General features: G+C 45.9%; 16 protein-coding genes. 5 read left to right on the forward strand and 11 right to left on the reverse strand.

All coding sequences use genetic code 11. The annotated features are described in order from the left end of the window. Positions 1 to 2: 2 nt before the first annotated feature. From FMS18_RS17105 to FMS18_RS17120, 4 genes are all read right to left on the reverse strand, one after another. Positions 3 to 452 carry a CBS domain-containing protein gene (locus FMS18_RS17105; protein ID WP_163295899.1) on the reverse strand — a complete coding sequence of 150 codons (450 nt, stop codon included), beginning with the start codon at positions 450 to 452 and terminating at the stop codon, positions 3 to 5. Further along, the gene (locus FMS18_RS17110) at positions 446 to 1981 is read right to left on the reverse strand and encodes an NAD(P)H-hydrate dehydratase (RefSeq protein ID WP_163295900.1); all 1536 of its coding nucleotides are present in this window, start codon (positions 1979 to 1981) and stop codon (positions 446 to 448) included. The genes FMS18_RS17105 and FMS18_RS17110 overlap by 7 nt, the downstream gene beginning before the upstream one ends. A gap of 220 nt (positions 1982 to 2201) precedes the next feature. Further along, the gene (locus FMS18_RS17115; RefSeq protein WP_163295901.1) at positions 2202 to 2576 is read right to left on the reverse strand and encodes a holo-[acyl-carrier-protein] synthase; all 375 of its coding nucleotides are present in this window, start codon (positions 2574 to 2576) and stop codon (positions 2202 to 2204) included. A 3-nt stretch (positions 2577 to 2579) separates the two neighbouring features. After that, a complete protein-coding gene (locus FMS18_RS17120; protein ID WP_163295902.1) occupies positions 2580 to 3305 on the reverse strand; it encodes a pyridoxine 5'-phosphate synthase in 726 nt (241 codons plus the stop codon). 274 nt (positions 3306 to 3579) lie between these two features. Here FMS18_RS17120 and FMS18_RS17125 point away from each other — a divergent pair, with 274 nt between their 5' ends. Further along, positions 3580 to 4923 (forward strand): UDP-glucose/GDP-mannose dehydrogenase family protein, encoded by a 1344-nt coding sequence (locus FMS18_RS17125; RefSeq protein WP_163295903.1) that lies wholly within the window; start codon positions 3580 to 3582, stop codon positions 4921 to 4923. Between the two features lie 366 nt (positions 4924 to 5289). Here the strand turns inward: FMS18_RS17125 and FMS18_RS17130 are convergent, their stop codons facing one another. Further along, positions 5290 to 6231: a tetratricopeptide repeat protein gene (locus FMS18_RS17130; RefSeq protein ID WP_163295904.1), complete on the reverse strand. Its 942-nt coding sequence runs from the start codon at positions 6229 to 6231 to the stop codon at positions 5290 to 5292. 190 nt (positions 6232 to 6421) lie between these two features. On the opposite strand from FMS18_RS17130, the gene FMS18_RS17135 reads away from it, so the two are divergent. Further along, positions 6422 to 6745: a helix-turn-helix domain-containing protein gene (locus tag FMS18_RS17135; protein WP_163295905.1), complete on the forward strand. Its 324-nt coding sequence runs from the start codon at positions 6422 to 6424 to the stop codon at positions 6743 to 6745. A gap of 55 nt (positions 6746 to 6800) precedes the next feature. On the opposite strand, the gene FMS18_RS17140 is transcribed toward FMS18_RS17135, so the two are convergent. From FMS18_RS17140 to FMS18_RS17165, 6 genes are all read right to left on the reverse strand, one after another. Next, positions 6801 to 7151, reverse strand: coding sequence for a hypothetical protein (locus FMS18_RS17140; protein ID WP_163295906.1), 351 nt, complete (start codon positions 7149 to 7151; stop codon positions 6801 to 6803). Then, positions 7145 to 8248: a DNA sulfur modification protein DndB gene (locus FMS18_RS17145; protein ID WP_163295907.1), complete on the reverse strand. Its 1104-nt coding sequence runs from the start codon at positions 8246 to 8248 to the stop codon at positions 7145 to 7147. Before FMS18_RS17145 ends, FMS18_RS17140 begins: the two co-directional genes overlap by 7 nt. A gap of 214 nt (positions 8249 to 8462) precedes the next feature. Next, positions 8463 to 9017 carry an RNase H family protein gene (locus FMS18_RS17150; protein WP_203544685.1) on the reverse strand — a complete coding sequence of 185 codons (555 nt, stop codon included), beginning with the start codon at positions 9015 to 9017 and terminating at the stop codon, positions 8463 to 8465. A gap of 332 nt (positions 9018 to 9349) precedes the next feature. Next, complete coding sequence (locus FMS18_RS17155; protein ID WP_163295908.1) at positions 9350 to 9559, reverse strand: AlpA family transcriptional regulator; 210 nt, start codon at positions 9557 to 9559, stop codon at positions 9350 to 9352. Between the two features lie 315 nt (positions 9560 to 9874). After that, positions 9875 to 10423: a hypothetical protein gene (locus tag FMS18_RS17160; protein ID WP_163295909.1), complete on the reverse strand. Its 549-nt coding sequence runs from the start codon at positions 10421 to 10423 to the stop codon at positions 9875 to 9877. A 110-nt stretch (positions 10424 to 10533) separates the two neighbouring features. Then, complete coding sequence (locus FMS18_RS17165) at positions 10534 to 11754, reverse strand: tyrosine-type recombinase/integrase (protein ID WP_163295910.1); 1221 nt, start codon at positions 11752 to 11754, stop codon at positions 10534 to 10536. Positions 11755 to 12272: 518 nt separating this feature from the next. Between FMS18_RS17165 and FMS18_RS17170 the strand changes: the two genes are divergently transcribed. The 3 genes from FMS18_RS17170 to FMS18_RS17180 all read left to right on the forward strand — a co-directional run bounded on the left by FMS18_RS17170 (position 12273) and on the right by FMS18_RS17180 (position 15054). Further along, complete coding sequence (locus FMS18_RS17170; protein WP_136676022.1) at positions 12273 to 13040, forward strand: hypothetical protein; 768 nt, start codon at positions 12273 to 12275, stop codon at positions 13038 to 13040. 181 nt (positions 13041 to 13221) lie between these two features. Beyond that, positions 13222 to 13434: an AlpA family transcriptional regulator gene (locus tag FMS18_RS17175; RefSeq protein WP_136676023.1), complete on the forward strand. Its 213-nt coding sequence runs from the start codon at positions 13222 to 13224 to the stop codon at positions 13432 to 13434. Further along, positions 13435 to 15054, forward strand: a complete 1620-nt coding sequence (locus tag FMS18_RS17180; RefSeq protein WP_136676024.1) for a DUF3987 domain-containing protein — start codon at positions 13435 to 13437, stop codon at positions 15052 to 15054. The last annotated feature ends 136 nt before the right edge of the window (positions 15055 to 15190 follow it).

The raw sequence follows: 15190 nt of genomic DNA on the forward strand, positions 1-15190 counted from the left end.
TTTTATTTAGCTAAAACCTTTAAAACGTCTTCTTTACCGACTACTCCGACGAGCTTGCCTTCTTCCACCACAGGCAGGGTGTAGAATTTTTTCTCGACCATAAGATCGGCAATTTTTTCGATACTTGTGTCAGGACCGATAGTTATGGGATCAGGTGTCATGGCATGTTCCACCTTAGTCGCCGCGATTTTGTTCACTTCCCGTTCAAGTTCCTCGTTGGAGGAGAAGGAAATGAATCCGTCCAGAATGGTGAACAGGGAAGGCATGGAAATGGATTTCTGCTGCGCCACAAGGTCGCTCTGGCAGATAACCCCGACCAGTTTCCCGTCCCGGTCAACAACCGGGAGTCCGTTCAGGTGTTTTTCAAGCATAAGCTTGGCAGCGGTTGCCACATCGTTTTCCGGTTCGAGGGTCAGGGCACCGGATGTCATAATGTCTTTGGCTTTCAGCATAATTCCTCCTTGAGCACTTGGGGGAGCACGTCAGCTATTTCAGTTGCGATGTTACCTCGATACGGAAATTTTTCAGCCAGATACTGTCCTGCCAGTCCATGCCAGTATACCCCGATACACGCGCTTTGCATAGCAGGAATTCCTTTTGCCAGCAGAGCACCGCCCATACCCGCCAGAATATCCCCGGACCCCGCTGCTGCAAGGTTCGGTGCGGAAAGTGGAGAGATCACAACTTGTCCATCCGGACAGCCGATTACAGTTCCTGATCCTTTAAGAACCAGCAGGGTTTTGCTTGTACTGGCAAAGCTGCGGGCTGTGTTGATACGCTCCGCTTCCACTTCAGGAATGGTACTGCCGATCATGCGGGCCATTTCGCCGGGATGCGGAGTTAGAATGGAATTTTCAGCGATTGATTCCAGCAACTCAGGGCGTTCAGCTAAGGCGTAAAGAGCGTCAGCATCATATACAGCCGGAGGATGTCCGTTTTTAATCACCGCCTCCACCAGATCAAGAGCGCCTTTGTCCCGGCCAAGCCCCGGTCCGATGACAAGTGCATCATATTTATCAAGCTCCGGAAGCAGTTCCTCGATCATTTGATCATTCCACTGATCGCCGGAACCAAGCCCTTTAGTCATCAATTCCGGCTTGCCTGCTTTCACTTCGGAAGCAAGGCCGTCCGGGCAGGCCATGGTCACCAGTCCGGCACCGGCACGCAGAGCGGAAATTCCTGCCAGATGCAATGCCCCGGTTAGTCCTTTTGAAGCACCTACCAACAGCACATGGCCGGAACTTCCTTTATGCATAGCCGGGGAGGGCCCAGGAATGAATTCAAGTACATTTTCTGTGATCAGCTGGTTTGTAGCCGGATGCTTGTACTTAACTTCTTCCGGGATACCGATGTGAGCAACCACTAATGTGCCAGTGTATTCATCCGCCTGCGGCAAAGCAAGGCCGATTTTGGCTTCCTCAAAAGTTACGGTCATATGAGCCCGCACAGCAACAGGCTGAGGATTCCCGGTCAGCCCGTTCAGGCCGGAAGGAATGTCCACCGCAAAAATAAAGCAATTCTTTGCACTATTGATTGCGTTCACGATTGCATGGGCGAAGGGGCGCAGTTCCCCGGAAAATCCGGTACCGAGCAGCCCGTCAATAATGATATCAGCTTCCGGCAGTACGACTTTTTCCGTGGCCCGGAAAAATCTCATATTCACGCCCAGCCGTGCGGCAACCTTGAGCATGTAAGCCGCATCGCCTTTATACTTACTCTTGGGGGCTGTGTGCAGAATCAGAACTTCCGCACCCATATCAGCCAGCATGCGGCCCATGACAAAACCGTCGCCGCCATTATTGCCTGATCCGGCGATGATCAGAATTTTCTTGCCGTAAACGTCGCCATAACCCCTAAGCAAGGCGAAAACAGCCTCGCGTCCGGCGTTTTCCATCAAAATTTCGCCCTTGATGCCGATTTCATTGATGGTGACTTTATCCCAATTGGACATTTCAGCGGGAGTAGGAAGCGGTGTAAGCATGTGGACTCCTTTTGCCTCCGGCGGCCCTGCCGGGGGCCTTAAACCCTTTTGGGAAAAGGGTTTAAGAATCCCAAAACTTTTTATTAGGGCTTCGCCATCTATTTATTCGAAGGCTGTTTTTAGTGCATTTACAGCGGAACACTATTAAAAGTTGTTGAAGAGTCCAGAGAAACTTTTATCAAAAAGTTTCTTTGGCCCTCGGAGAGCCGCCGGAGGCATCTTATTTTTCAAGTACGACGACAGCGGCGGCAGTATCGCGTCCATGGGTAATGGAAATATGAATTCCTTGAATACCCATTGTGTTGCTGCGTTCAAGGGCTTCCCCGAGAAAATTAAGTTGCGGCGCACCGGACTCCATGCGGGTTATCTCGATTGTGTGGAAAGTTATGCCTTCGGCAAATCCGGTCCCAAGAGCTTTTACTGCGGCCTCTTTAGCAGCAAAGCGGGCGGCTACGTAGGGAACGGGATTCTTTGCCGGAAGCAGCTCCAATTCTTTTGGGGTAAGGATTTTTTCCGTAAAGCGTTCGCCGTATTTGTCCAGCGAACGCTTTATGCGGTCAAGTTCAGTTATATCTATTCCAAGTCCGATGATCATGGATTAATCAGCAAAGGTTCTAATGATTTCAACCATGTCGCGGACAGCGCGATCAATGCCCACGTAGATGGCGCGGGACATGATGGAATGACCGATGGAATATTCGACGATGCCGGGAACGTTTGCGAAATCAAGGATATTCACATAGTTCAGGCCGTGGCCGAGATTAACTTTAAGTCCGAGATCCTGAGACATTTTGATGCCGTCAATGATACGGGCAAGTTCGGCTTTCTGTTCGGTACGGGTGGGTGCATCTGCAAAATGTCCGGTGTGAATTTCAACATACTCAGCACCGATGGCCTTGGCTGCTTTGATCTGATCGGCGTCAGCATCGATGAACAGGCTGGAACCGATTCCTTTTTCATGCAGCGGGGCAAGATATTCTGTGAGACGCTTTTCCTGACCGATACAATTAAGACCGCCTTCAGTGGTCAACTCTTCACGTTTTTCAGGTACGAGGCAAACGGTGGCAGGATCGATGCGCAGGGCGATCTGCTGCATTTCTTCGGTAGCAGCCATTTCAAAATGGAAGTCGGTCTGAATCGTCCTGCTGATCATATCGATATCGCGGTCCTGTACGTGCCTGCGGTCTTCGCGCAGATGCATGATAATACCGACTGCACCGGCCAGCTCACACATGGCAGCAGCTGTAACGGGATCAGGTTCGATTCCATGGCGGGCCTGCCTGATAGTGGCAACATGATCAACATTGACGCATAAGAAGGGCATGATTATATCCTCCGGTAAAATTATTTCTTAATTTAAGAAGTCGTTTTTTTATTATATTAAAATGAAGCTGAAAGCGGTTTTCGGCTTGCTAACAGCACAATATAGTTAATGGACTTTGATGGCAACCGTCATATCTTTGTAACCACGAAGAGTTGACATTAAAAACATAAAGGCGTTATCCGCACTAGGATCAATCAAACGTCAGTCCGGCAATTAATATTATGCCAGCTAATTATAAAAAATAAAACGCTATAAATAAACGAGAGAACAGCTAATGAACATTTGTATTGTAGGGACCGGATATGTGGGTCTGGTCAGCGCAGCATGTTTTGCTGAAATGGGTAACCACGTCTGGTGCGTGGATGTTAATCCTGATGTTGTTGAAACCCTTAAGCAGGGTCAAGTCCATATTTTCGAGCCCGGTCTTGATGTCCTTGTTAAGCGTAACTATGAAGATAAAAGACTTTTCTTTACCACCGACCTTAAAGAGGGACTTGAAAAAGCCAAGTTCGTTTTTATCTGCGTAGGAACACCCTGCGGTTCTGATGGCAGTTGTGATCTGAGCTACGTGGAAACTGTTGCGAGTCAGATTGGTCAGAACATGACCGAGCCTAAGATCGTGGTCGACAAATCTACAGTTCCTGTGGGAACCGCTGACAAAGTTCGTGCTACTATTAAAGAAGAACTTGATAAGCGCGGTCTGGACATTGAGTTTGATGTTGCTTCCAATCCTGAATTTCTTAAGGAAGGGGATGCTGTAAGTGATTTCATGAAACCTGACCGGGTTGTTGTGGGTACTGAAAATGAAGATACCCGCAAAGAGTTTGAAACCCTTTACGCACCTTATGCCCGTAGCCGTGAAAAACTTATCTTCATGGGCACCAGAAGTGCTGAGATGACCAAGTATGCAGCAAACTGCATGCTGGCTACAAAAATTTCTTTTATTAACGAAATGGCCGGAATCTGCGAAAGGGTCGGCGCAAACGTACGCGAAGTACGTCTCGGTATCGGCTCTGACCATCGCATTGGCTACTACTTCATCTATCCCGGTGTAGGATACGGTGGATCATGCTTTCCTAAAGATGTGAAAGCCCTGATCAACACCGCCAAAGAAGTAGGCGCACAGCCTGAACTTATCGAGGCTGTTGATTCCGTTAACAACCGCCAGAAAAAAATGCTTTCCTCAAAAATCCTAGATTACTTTGAAGCTCAAGGTGGAGTAAAAGGTAAAACCCTTGCATTGTGGGGACTTGCATTCAAAGCTAATACTGATGATATGCGCGAATCTTCCGCTCTTTCCATCATTTCAGAGCTTACTGCCGCTGGTATGAAAATCAAGGCTTTCGATCCTGTTGCATATAAAAAAGCGGAAGAAATTCTGCGTGATAATGATCTGGTGGAGATTGTCCATAACCAGTATGAAGTACTCGAAGGCGCGGATGCCCTTGCGGTTGTAACTGACTGGAACCAGTTCAGGAACCCGGATTTCGACAAGGTTAAAGATTCCCTTCAGGCTCCTTTGGTTTTTGACGGCAGAAACCTTTACGATCCTGCATATCTCGGAAGCAGCGGCTTTGCCTACTTCAGTGTGGGACGCCGTCCGGTGGGAACCGAATAATTCAGCAAGTAGAATAAGAATTGTCCGCTTCAACTGGAGCGGTTATCGGATATAAAAAAGTCCCTCTCGCTTTTGCGGGAGGGACTTTTTTTAGTGTTGACTGCCATTTAGTAAAATATATTTAAGTTTGAAAAGTAGTGTAAATAGAATTTCGGTATACTGCCCATCCAAGAATAAATTGTCTTAAAAATTGTACTCGCACTTGTGGATTATGTTTGCTGCATGAGCCAACAGTACACACAGTTCTGGAGACGGAGCAACGAGAGTCCAAGGAGATTCGCTTGGATTTATTTGGATGCAGATGGATGAAATGCTCCTGAGATTCAGGGACTTTCTGTATTGGACGGTATAATTTTGAAAATTTTGCTAATTAAACGTTGGTTCGTCCGCTTTTGGGTTAAGTTGCAGTGCTTTTTTTGTGTCTTTTATGGATTCGGCAATTCGTCCCAATTTCAGATAGACTGCGGAACGTTCCTCATAAACTCCGGCAATATTAGGGTTGATTTTTATCGCTTTGTCGAAATTGAGAATACTAGCTTCAAGTTTATTCTTATTTTTTAGAGCTACACCGTCAGGTATAATCTGGACGAAATTGCCATTGTTATCCATTTGAAAAACTTTAGCACCATCAACCGAATCCTGAACATTTACGGTAAGCTTGTCGTCAACAATTCTTAACCCTGAGTACGTGCCGTTATCACTCAGTCTGTTGTCAGTGCCTGAGCTTATACGATTCCATGTTCCATCATCATAGCGATAAACACGGCTCCGCTGGTCAGTGGCATACAAATTCCCTTTGTAGGTAATAAGGCTTCCCTCAGTATTAGCCGCATCCCCAAATCCAGAAGCGTTTATCTGCTGCGGGTCCATTTCAAACTTCAGCACATCATCATTAATGACTTTGATTCCGTTAAAATCTGTGGCCTCGCTGATGCGCTGAATCTCCCGTTTCATGGCTTGGAATTCGTCATTGATGATCAGTCGCTGATTGGCGTTGTAGGTGCCTGTGGCGGCCTGAGTGGCAAGCTCTTTCATGCGGATAAGTTTTTCATCGATGACAGAGAGCGCACCGTCTGCAACTTGGATCATTGAGATTGCGTCATTGACGTTGCGTAATCCCTGCTGGTTGGAGGCAATGTCACTGCGCATCAGTTCCCGAACAGCAAGACCGGCAGCATCGTCTGCCGCTGTGCCAATCCGCAGACCGGAAGATAATCTACGGGTTGATACTCCCAGTGAGCCGTAATGCTTGCTCAGGGATCGGGCGGCAGAAGATGCCATTAAATTGTGGTTTATCGTCAGCGTCATTTTCTACAATCTCTTCAGCGGGGAACTTTTTGCCTATCCACATTTTCAAGGAATCCCTTGAAACAACTGGAATCAACGCAGATACACGTTTTAATAATGTTCGTTGTCTTTATTGAAGCAATTTATATACCATCATTGCTTATTGAGCGTGTAAATATCAACTACCATTGTCCCTTTTAAGGAGGAGACTATGGTTGCTGTGCAGGATGCTTTTGGTAAGCGGTTACGGGATATACGCCGCAGAAAGGATTTGACTCAGGAGCAGTTGGCGGATTTGTCTGGTCTGTCAATTCAGTATGTGGGTGAAATCGAAAGGGGCAAGCGTAACCCATCGCTCACAACGATTGAAACTCTGGCGAAAGCTTTAACTTTGCCAATTACTGATTTTTTTGAATTACAGGAATTTCAGCTTGAAACGAAGGATATTAAGGCAAAGCTTATCTCGCAGATCGAAAATGCAGACGATGAAACATTGAATAATTTCTTTGCTATTTCACGGGTGTTCTTCGGGTAAGGAAATAGGGCGAAACAAGGCTCCCTCCAAGAAGAAGGAGCCTTGAGGTTGTTGTTTAGCTTTGCCCTTGACGGCGCGAAGGCAACCCGCACATAAAGCGGATCATATCTCCAAGAATTTGCATCTTGTCCTTGTCATGCCCAGCAAAATTCATGGTCTTTGAAGATGTGTTATAAAGCCCAACACTTCTTTGCTTCCCATCTGAATCGTCAGGAAGGTATTCTCTAAGTTTTTCAAGGCGGTTTTCTGTTACTTCTTCTTCGGAGAGATCATAATACCGCCAAACAGGGGTCTCATGGGAAAAATCGATTTCCTCGATTTTTGAAAAGAGCATTTCTAATTGCTCTGCATCATTGTTTTGCCCGAAGGCACAATCATGAGTGAGCTTGGCAAGGGATTTTAACATGATCGGCTGGGCCGCAACTGTTTATTGCGAGCCTTCTCTTCGCCATAGTTTTCAATTTTTGACACACACGCCCAAAATCTGCGAGCCGTTTCCCATTTTCCTTCAAGCTGGGCTGGCGTGACAGCCCCATAGGCCACTTTGCCTGTGAAAATCAGGCTGTTAATACGGATTGCATCATTCAATGCGACTTCGCCTGTGTCTTTATCCCAATCCTTAGGCATTTTGTCTGTGAGACGAATTCCTATCTCCTCTGACGGCAACACTTCCTTAGTAAACATGGTTACAGGGTTTGAGCTGTCAAAGTCTGCTACAATTGCGGGCTCAACTGTTTTTACATGAAGGTTCATGTCTGTGAATAACTGACGTTCTTGCTCAATGGTAAGGCCGAGATGAATTTCAACCTGCACGTCACAAAAACCAAATGCTCTGTCTGAGCATTCCTGCCAGACTTCCATCATTTCATTTGAGACCTCACCTTCTTCATACGGATACAGATTTTTTCTCTGGGCAGGGTATTGCCCACTCCTGCAAATTTCATCCAAGAATTTAATCACATTATCCATAGCCTTTCTGCGGTGCTGTCCATCAAGGACATACAGTAGGGATCTGCGTGGAAGTAGCAGTTTGTAGCCCACAATCTCATCGTTAATTTTTATGCTCTGCCTGCGCAGGTCTGATCCATCCGGTTTGCAATCTCTAAGGTTTACAACCAGAGGCTGTAAACCCATATAGGGCTGGACTCCCAGTTTTCCCTGAGCCATATAAAAGCCTTCGGGTACTTCTCTTCCTTCAGCAGTAAACTTTTTGACGATGGAATTAAGGATTCCTTTTAAAATGTACGTACTAAGCTTCCATGCATGTGTTGGAAACAAATCTCTTTGCGCCTTGTTTTCCTTTCTGCCTTTGTAATTAGCAACGGTGGACATGGCATAGAACTTATCCATGGGCAGAGAGGCCGTTAAAGTCATGTAGCCTAAATTGTAACCTTGGAAGACATTCAATGGGATTTCGTTTCTGTTGTCTTTCGCGGTCAATGGTCCTTGATCGATATATCCTTCGGGAGTCGCTGTTTCTTGTACTGGGTATAATTCTGACATTTGCTATTCCTTATCGTCCGTCACAACGGACGGTTATATCTTCTTAACAACAACTATAGTTACCATTATGGCCTAATTGTTTGTTGTTTCATTTCTGAATCTAAACACCCCCAGCACTGGGTACTGTACGCACCCATGCTGGGAATGCCGGTCTTCGGTCCCGTTACAGGTTTCAGCGGAAACCCAAGTAGCGAGACTTAGTTATTCACGGTGGTTACCGGGAGGAGTTTTCAATAGATTTTTTGCGATCCAAGGCTTTTGCGTGTGCAGCAGCCTTTGTTTCGGCAACAAGCTTTTTATCTGCTTTTAGCCATGTGATGCTGCGTTCTCTATTGGCGCGATACAATTCCTTCCAGATGTCGGCATTACGAATGGTTGTGACTGAATCTTTTTTCCAATTGTTCAGTTTCCACTTCTCAATCCAGCCTTTTCTGAAAGCATCTATTAGGTAGGACGATTGACTATAAACGCATATCTTACGTTCACGAGGGAAGAGATTAATTGCGCTCAGAGCGGCTGCCAGTTCTGCGGCGGGACCTCTTGGGCTAATTCCAATTTGAGAATCTGTTGCGAAATCACCATCAGCATAAATGCTTGCGGCACCTGCTGCGATAGTTTTTCCAGATTTCAGTTCTGCTGTTGAATAAGAAACGGCGATGTGAACGAAATCATCAAATACAAATCTGATTCCATTTTTTCCTGTTGGCATCAGACCCTTCTCTTTATTATCAGAGAAAGTCTTAATTATTCTTGGCAAAGAATTACTCATTATTCTTCCGATGTTTTCACATGCCTTGAAAGACCGACTTCTGTTGACTTCCGTCAATACAAGCCTTTAATATTGTCTTTCAAAGCATGCGTCCCTTAATGGGATGGTTGTTTTGAGCCGATAGTCCTGCCTCAGGTCGACTAAAATCTAATGGCAGAGACTTGCCTTTTTTCAGGTTGAAAGCGGTTTTCCCTGTTGTCGCAGATAGGGTTGGCTGCTTTCGCCTGATCTGCATCAAGCACAATATTCATTTTTTTAAAGGCTCTTGGAGCCAAAAAAAGTTGTGCATGCAGTTGTGCCGCATTGCTTTTACGTTCTGTGTCATGGACTCATTACCTTACCTCCTGTCCGAGTTCGTCTATCAGCGCACGGATGTCCTCGGCCTTCCATGCCGTGCTTTTGGGGGTTAGCTTATAGGGTTTTGGAAATCTTTCGTCTTTAACTCCCTGCCACCAAGCAGACCTGCTCAGTGGTATGAATTGCAGCACCTGCTCCAGCCGCAGAAAGCCAGCTTCAGGGAAGGGGATAGGGTTAATATTCATAAGTGATCTCTCCTTGTTTTTGTCCTTGTATGGACGTTTAAAAACATAAAGAGATTCTACAGGTGCGTACTGGATAAATGCAATCTAGATGTTTTTTAGAAGACAAAAAATATCGCCTTATTGAAGCGGGATTGGTGAAATAGTCCCATGATTTCAATAAGGCGAGTAGCTTTTGAAGTTGTGAATTTTTAGTAAAAAAATGGCTATATTTGTATTGATAAGGGGTGTTGCTGTTGTAGTAAAAATAAATAAGCTATTTTAGATAGATAGCTGACATAAAAAGATGTCGAGTAATTATTTTTGCTACTTAGATTTTTAGTTCTTTTGACGCATCATAATAGGCTCATACTGACAATTAGCTATTGCTTTTCTCAGTGCGTCACGAGTTGGTTTTGACAGTCCTGTGATATACTTAACTTGTTCGTCAGTTAAGCCTCTTATACGCATGTTCTTTATTTGTTTTCTTGTTGTCTTTGGTTTTAAAAAAGGTTCTTTGGGACGTTTCATTCCGGTAAATTCATCAATTGCTTTCTTATTGTGCTTTTGATGAATTCTAAGCCACACATAAAAAAGCTTAAATAAGCCGTCTACAATTTGAGGCATTTTTTGGTCCCAATCCTTCATGGCTGGCTCCTTCAATCCTCTTTTCTTCAGTTGCGTTTCTAGCTCATCAATATAGGATGTGAGGAGGGCTATTTCTGCTTCATTTTTTTCTTTGTCTGCTAAGAGGTAGTCAATTTCTTCTCTTAGGCTCAGCATAGAAAGGACCCGTGATGGATCAGGTCGTTCCATTTCTTCCAGCTCATCCAATTTTTGCATAAAATTATCTGTTATCGATTCGAATTTTTTCTTTTCAGTAGTCATTTTCCACCTCTGAAATTTTGGGTTTATCAGCAATTATACCACAGTTTTGCTATAAATATAGTCATAAGTCAGGTGATGTGTTTCTTTCAGCTCTCAACAGACGTGAATCGTTAGGCTGTCTTTTGGAGTGGGAGAACCTTTCCCCCATCCCGCAGCCCATCAAAGTCATCAGCAAGCCATTGCATCATCTTGCGGCGATCTTCGAGGTGCGTGGCATGGTTGTATGATGCCTTTACTCCGTTGCGCTCAACGTGCGCTAGCTGTCTTTCGATCACATCTCCAGCCCAGCCCTGTTCGTAAAGCCTCGTGGCGCATGTCGCCCTGAAACCGTGGAAGCAGAGTTGTTCCTTGGTGTACCCAGAACGGCGCAGGGCAACGTTAAAGGTGTTTTCGGAGAGTATTCTGCCTTTGCTGAAAACACTTGGGAAAACGTAGTTTGAAGGGTGATTCAGGGCTTTTACTTCGGTGAGGATGTCCATAACCTGCCTTGAGAGCGGTACGATGTGCGGTTCCTTCATTTTCATGCGCTCGGCAGGTATGCGCCATTCCTTGTTCTCGAAATCTATCTCGTCCCACTCCATGCCCCTTACCTCAATGGAGCGCGTGAAGGTATACAGGCCAACACGCAGGGCCTGTTTTACAATGTAGTGTCCAGTGTAGCCTTCAAGGGCGCGTACCAAGCCGCCGATTTCTTTGGGGCTGTTCAGGTATGCCCTGTGCTTTTTTGTTTTACTGGTAGGGGGGAGGGCTCTTTTTACCCTTTGCACGGGATCATATTCGATTTTGTCCAGAAACACGGCGTACCTGAACACTTGCGAACAGAGCGAGGATACCCGCCGAGCAGTTTCGATGGTGCCTTTTGATTCTATCCTATGCAGTAGGGTAAGGATATTCTGGGCTGAAATTTCTGCAATGGGCATTGAGCCGATGTATGGGAATACGTGGTTTGTCAGCCGTCCTGTGTTGGTGCGGTATGTTTTCTGGCTCCACTCAGGTTTATTGCGCTCAAGCCATTGCTCGGCAATGCTTTTGAAGAGGTTTTCTCCAGATGATTGAATACGATTCTGCTTTTTATTTTCACTTGGATCAATGCCCTTGGCTATTAGTGCCTTGGCTTCGGCATGCATCAACCGTGCTTCTTTTAGGGATATGTCTGGGAACATTCCGTAGGTAAGTACTCTTTGTTTCCCTGTGTCTGGTCTACGGAATCTGTATATGAAAGATTTGCCGCCTGTTGGTTTTACTCTCACGTAGAGAGCATTACCATCGCTCAGGTCATATGTTCTGCTTTTTGCAGGGGCTTTCTCTATCTTCTTAACGGTCAGCAGCATACGCCGTTCCTCCTAAATCTTAAATGTGTATACTGGCGGGTGCCTGACTGAGCAATATACACAGAAATATACACGGAGCAACGAGGATACGAGTAAATCCACATGGACACATATGGATACAAAAACAAAAAAGCCCCTGAAATTCAGGGGCTTAATAGACAGTATCGGACTGTATAGTTTCATGTTCTGGCGGGCAATACAGGACAACAAAACAGTTCATAAGGTACTGTAATTAATTGTAAAATTGTGGCAAAAAAGTTTGCATACTCACAGCCGTACTCACGATTTTTAAAGTCACTGCCGGAAGTTGTTTTTTGAATTAAATTTCGTTTTAGATCAGCTAGTTAGTCATATTTTAGAGTTTTTACGTCCTTTGTCGTTTGACTCACTTTGTCCGCATCCATATAAGGCTGCAAGCGCGGCTTTTTTGGTCACGAAGATTTGAAATTTTGAATCGTGCAAGCCGCAGCTTATTAACTGGTACTGAAATTCCAGAAATAAACTAAGGAGAAATAAATTTGTCAAATTCAAATAAAAATCTAAAAACAGTTAAAAGATACCTCACAGGCTTCCTGTTGCTCTTTATCGGCTTCGCATTGTGCCTGCTCATATATCCCCCTTCATACCTCTCTGCGTCAGCGTACAGGTTTACCTTTTTTATGATGGCAACAGCCTTCTTCTCAATGATGCTGCTATATATGTATGGTCGTATCAAAGTGAGCGATATTCTTAATCAAGGCATTGCCAGTGTAAAAGAAAAGGATAAAGTCATTAATGAACTGATAACGGAAAACAGCCAGCTCAAAGAAGAGGCTGATGGGCTTGTCCGTGATTACGATCAATTGAGTGAAGAAGTTGCTGCATTAGCCAGTGAAAAGGACCGACTGAAAGAAGAGGCAAGCATACTTATCAACGAAAAGGATCAACTAAGGAATGAAGTCTCCGAATTAAAAAGTAAGCCTGAAACAGATGTTCAGCATTCTGATGATTCGCAAGGCTACAAAGCAAAAATAGAATCCTTAGAGACTCAGCTGGCCGAGAAGGAAGAAATCATAAACAAGAGCGGTTGGAAAAAATGGTATCTCGCAGCCTGTTCAGTTATGGGTGAAATCATTCGCGAAAATACGGTCAACTTATCTAATCCGGTGACGATCAAAAGGGATGCCTTTTTCGAGCGCATCAAATCGAACTACCCCGATCAGAATGAAAAGGAATTCGGCTCTGCGAATCGTGTAGCATGGAAGTGCGTTCCCGACACTGTAAAGCACACAGACGGGTCTTCTTAGGGGGTAAAAACTGTTAAAGAAGACTATTTTACCCCTCCTGCCCTTAAAAAACATCCTCATTTAATACAGGGGCTTAAATTTTAAATTTACAATTTAAGCCCCTGTACCCCTTTTACCCGTCTAGCAAACAAATCCGGTTCTTGTAGGCTCGTCCGAAACGTCAAAACACGGAGGAAAAACTATGCGAACCGAAACCAATCATACCGCATACCATCTGCCCAATACGGGCTTTGTAAGACTTGTTGATGTCCTGAAAGTCATTCCTGTTTCCAAGACAACTTGGTGGAAAGGAATCCAGACCGGACGCTTTCCAAAGCCTGTAAAACTTACCGAGCGCACAACCGCTTGGCGGGTCTGCGACATCCACAAACTCATCGAAGAGCTGGAAGCATAGATGTCTGACATGGCGTCTATGGCTTATGGAGGGGGCAGCTTGCTCCCTTCGCCTTCTTCTTTTCCGCATGGAGTGCTTCCGCCCAGCATCGAGGATTCGCTCGATGTCGCGGCTTCGGCCTACAATGTTCCGCTTGCGGTTCCGGCTATCACCTTTCTTGCGGTGATCGGGGCCACGGTGGGCAGGACTCGCGGCCTTGAAGTGAAGCCAAGCTGGATAACACACCCGAACCTGTACTGGGCATTGGTTGCCAAATCCGGCACGGGCAAAAGCCCTTGCTCTGCTGCGATCATGAAGCCGATCCATGAAAAGGATCAGACCGAGTACCAGAAGCATAAGCAGGAGCTTTCCGAATACGAGCTGGATTTAAAGGAATGGAAAGCTGAATTCGCCCGCGCCCAGCGAGAAAATGAAAGCCTCCCGGATAAGCCGGTCTGTCCTGTATGGAAGCAAAGCTATATTGAAGATAGCACCACGCAAGCCCTCGGCACTATTCTGGCCGGAAATCCTCGTGGTGTTCTCTGGTATCGTGACGAATTGGCCGGGCTGCTCTCCGATCTTGGCCGCTACGACAATAAAGGCGGCGATGGAGGTGATAAAGCCCGGTTGCTTTCCGCTTATGATTGCGGACCATGGAAGGTTTCGCGCAGCACTAGAGAAGGGCTGCATATTCCGCACGCCTGCGTTTCCATTTTCGGGACGGTCCAGCCGAAGTTGCTGCCGAACCTCTTCAAACCGCAAGATACGATTTCTGGCTTTCTGCCGCGTTTCCTTTTTGTTCGCTGTGAGCAGGAAGCACCGCCGCTTTGGACATCCAAAAGTTTCGATGGAGAGCAAGCGGAACTTATTCATGGATTCATTCATCAAGCGCAGGGCTTGAATTTCGGGTCGGAAGATTCGCCGCAAATTATCAGCTTGTCAGAGGCTGCGCGTGATCTGGTGCAGGAGTGGTACGACCAGCAGGTTCTGGCCCACTGGTATCAGCCGGAGCTGGAGCAGTTTGAAGCTCTGGCTCCAAAACTGCGCGGTGCGTTTTTCAAGCTTTCGCTGATCATCCACATGCTTGATTGCTGGAGCGCAGGCAAATCCGAACTCTGTCCGGTCCTCCCGGAGTCGATTCAAAGAACGATTCAGTTGATGCAATGGCTTGAGGAGCAGCAAAGGCAGGTCTGGACTCTGCTCTCTGCCGGGAACAAATTTCAGGAGACTACGACCATCGGCCGCAGAGTTGCGCGGGCCATCGTTGCCCTTTCAAAAGATATGAATCAGAGCCTGTTGCCGACTTCAAAAATTGTAGAATTTCTGAATCAAGATTTGGCAGATTCTTTCCATGTGAAAGCGGACGCGGTGGGCAAGAGCTACAAAGAATTGGGCATCGAAATCGGACGCAACAGCCGCGAAAGAGGTGCCAAACTCACCCCGGAAATCATCAAAACGCTCTCCCAATACTTTCCTGCCGAAAAAGGCGTCATACCCGTCACAGGCGTCATTGACCCTGATAAAAACAAAGAAATTCAGATAGATACGAGAATGACGGCTGGAGTGACACCTGAGAATCAGGCGTCACCGGATGTCACCGCAGAAAAGTGCAATAATATCAATATAATGAAACAGGAATGACGGCTATGACGTCTATGACACGTATTTTAGAGTTCTATACATTTTTGGGTTCCATGACGCTCAAATTCTTCCATGGAGTTAACCCTGCGACGGTCATTCGAGCTGGAAAAAGCGACCGAGAAGCGCATGGATTGAT

Origin of the sequence: Desulfovibrio sp. JC022, assembly GCF_010470665.1 — a bacterium.
GTDB lineage: Bacteria > Desulfobacterota > Desulfovibrionia > Desulfovibrionales > Desulfovibrionaceae > Maridesulfovibrio.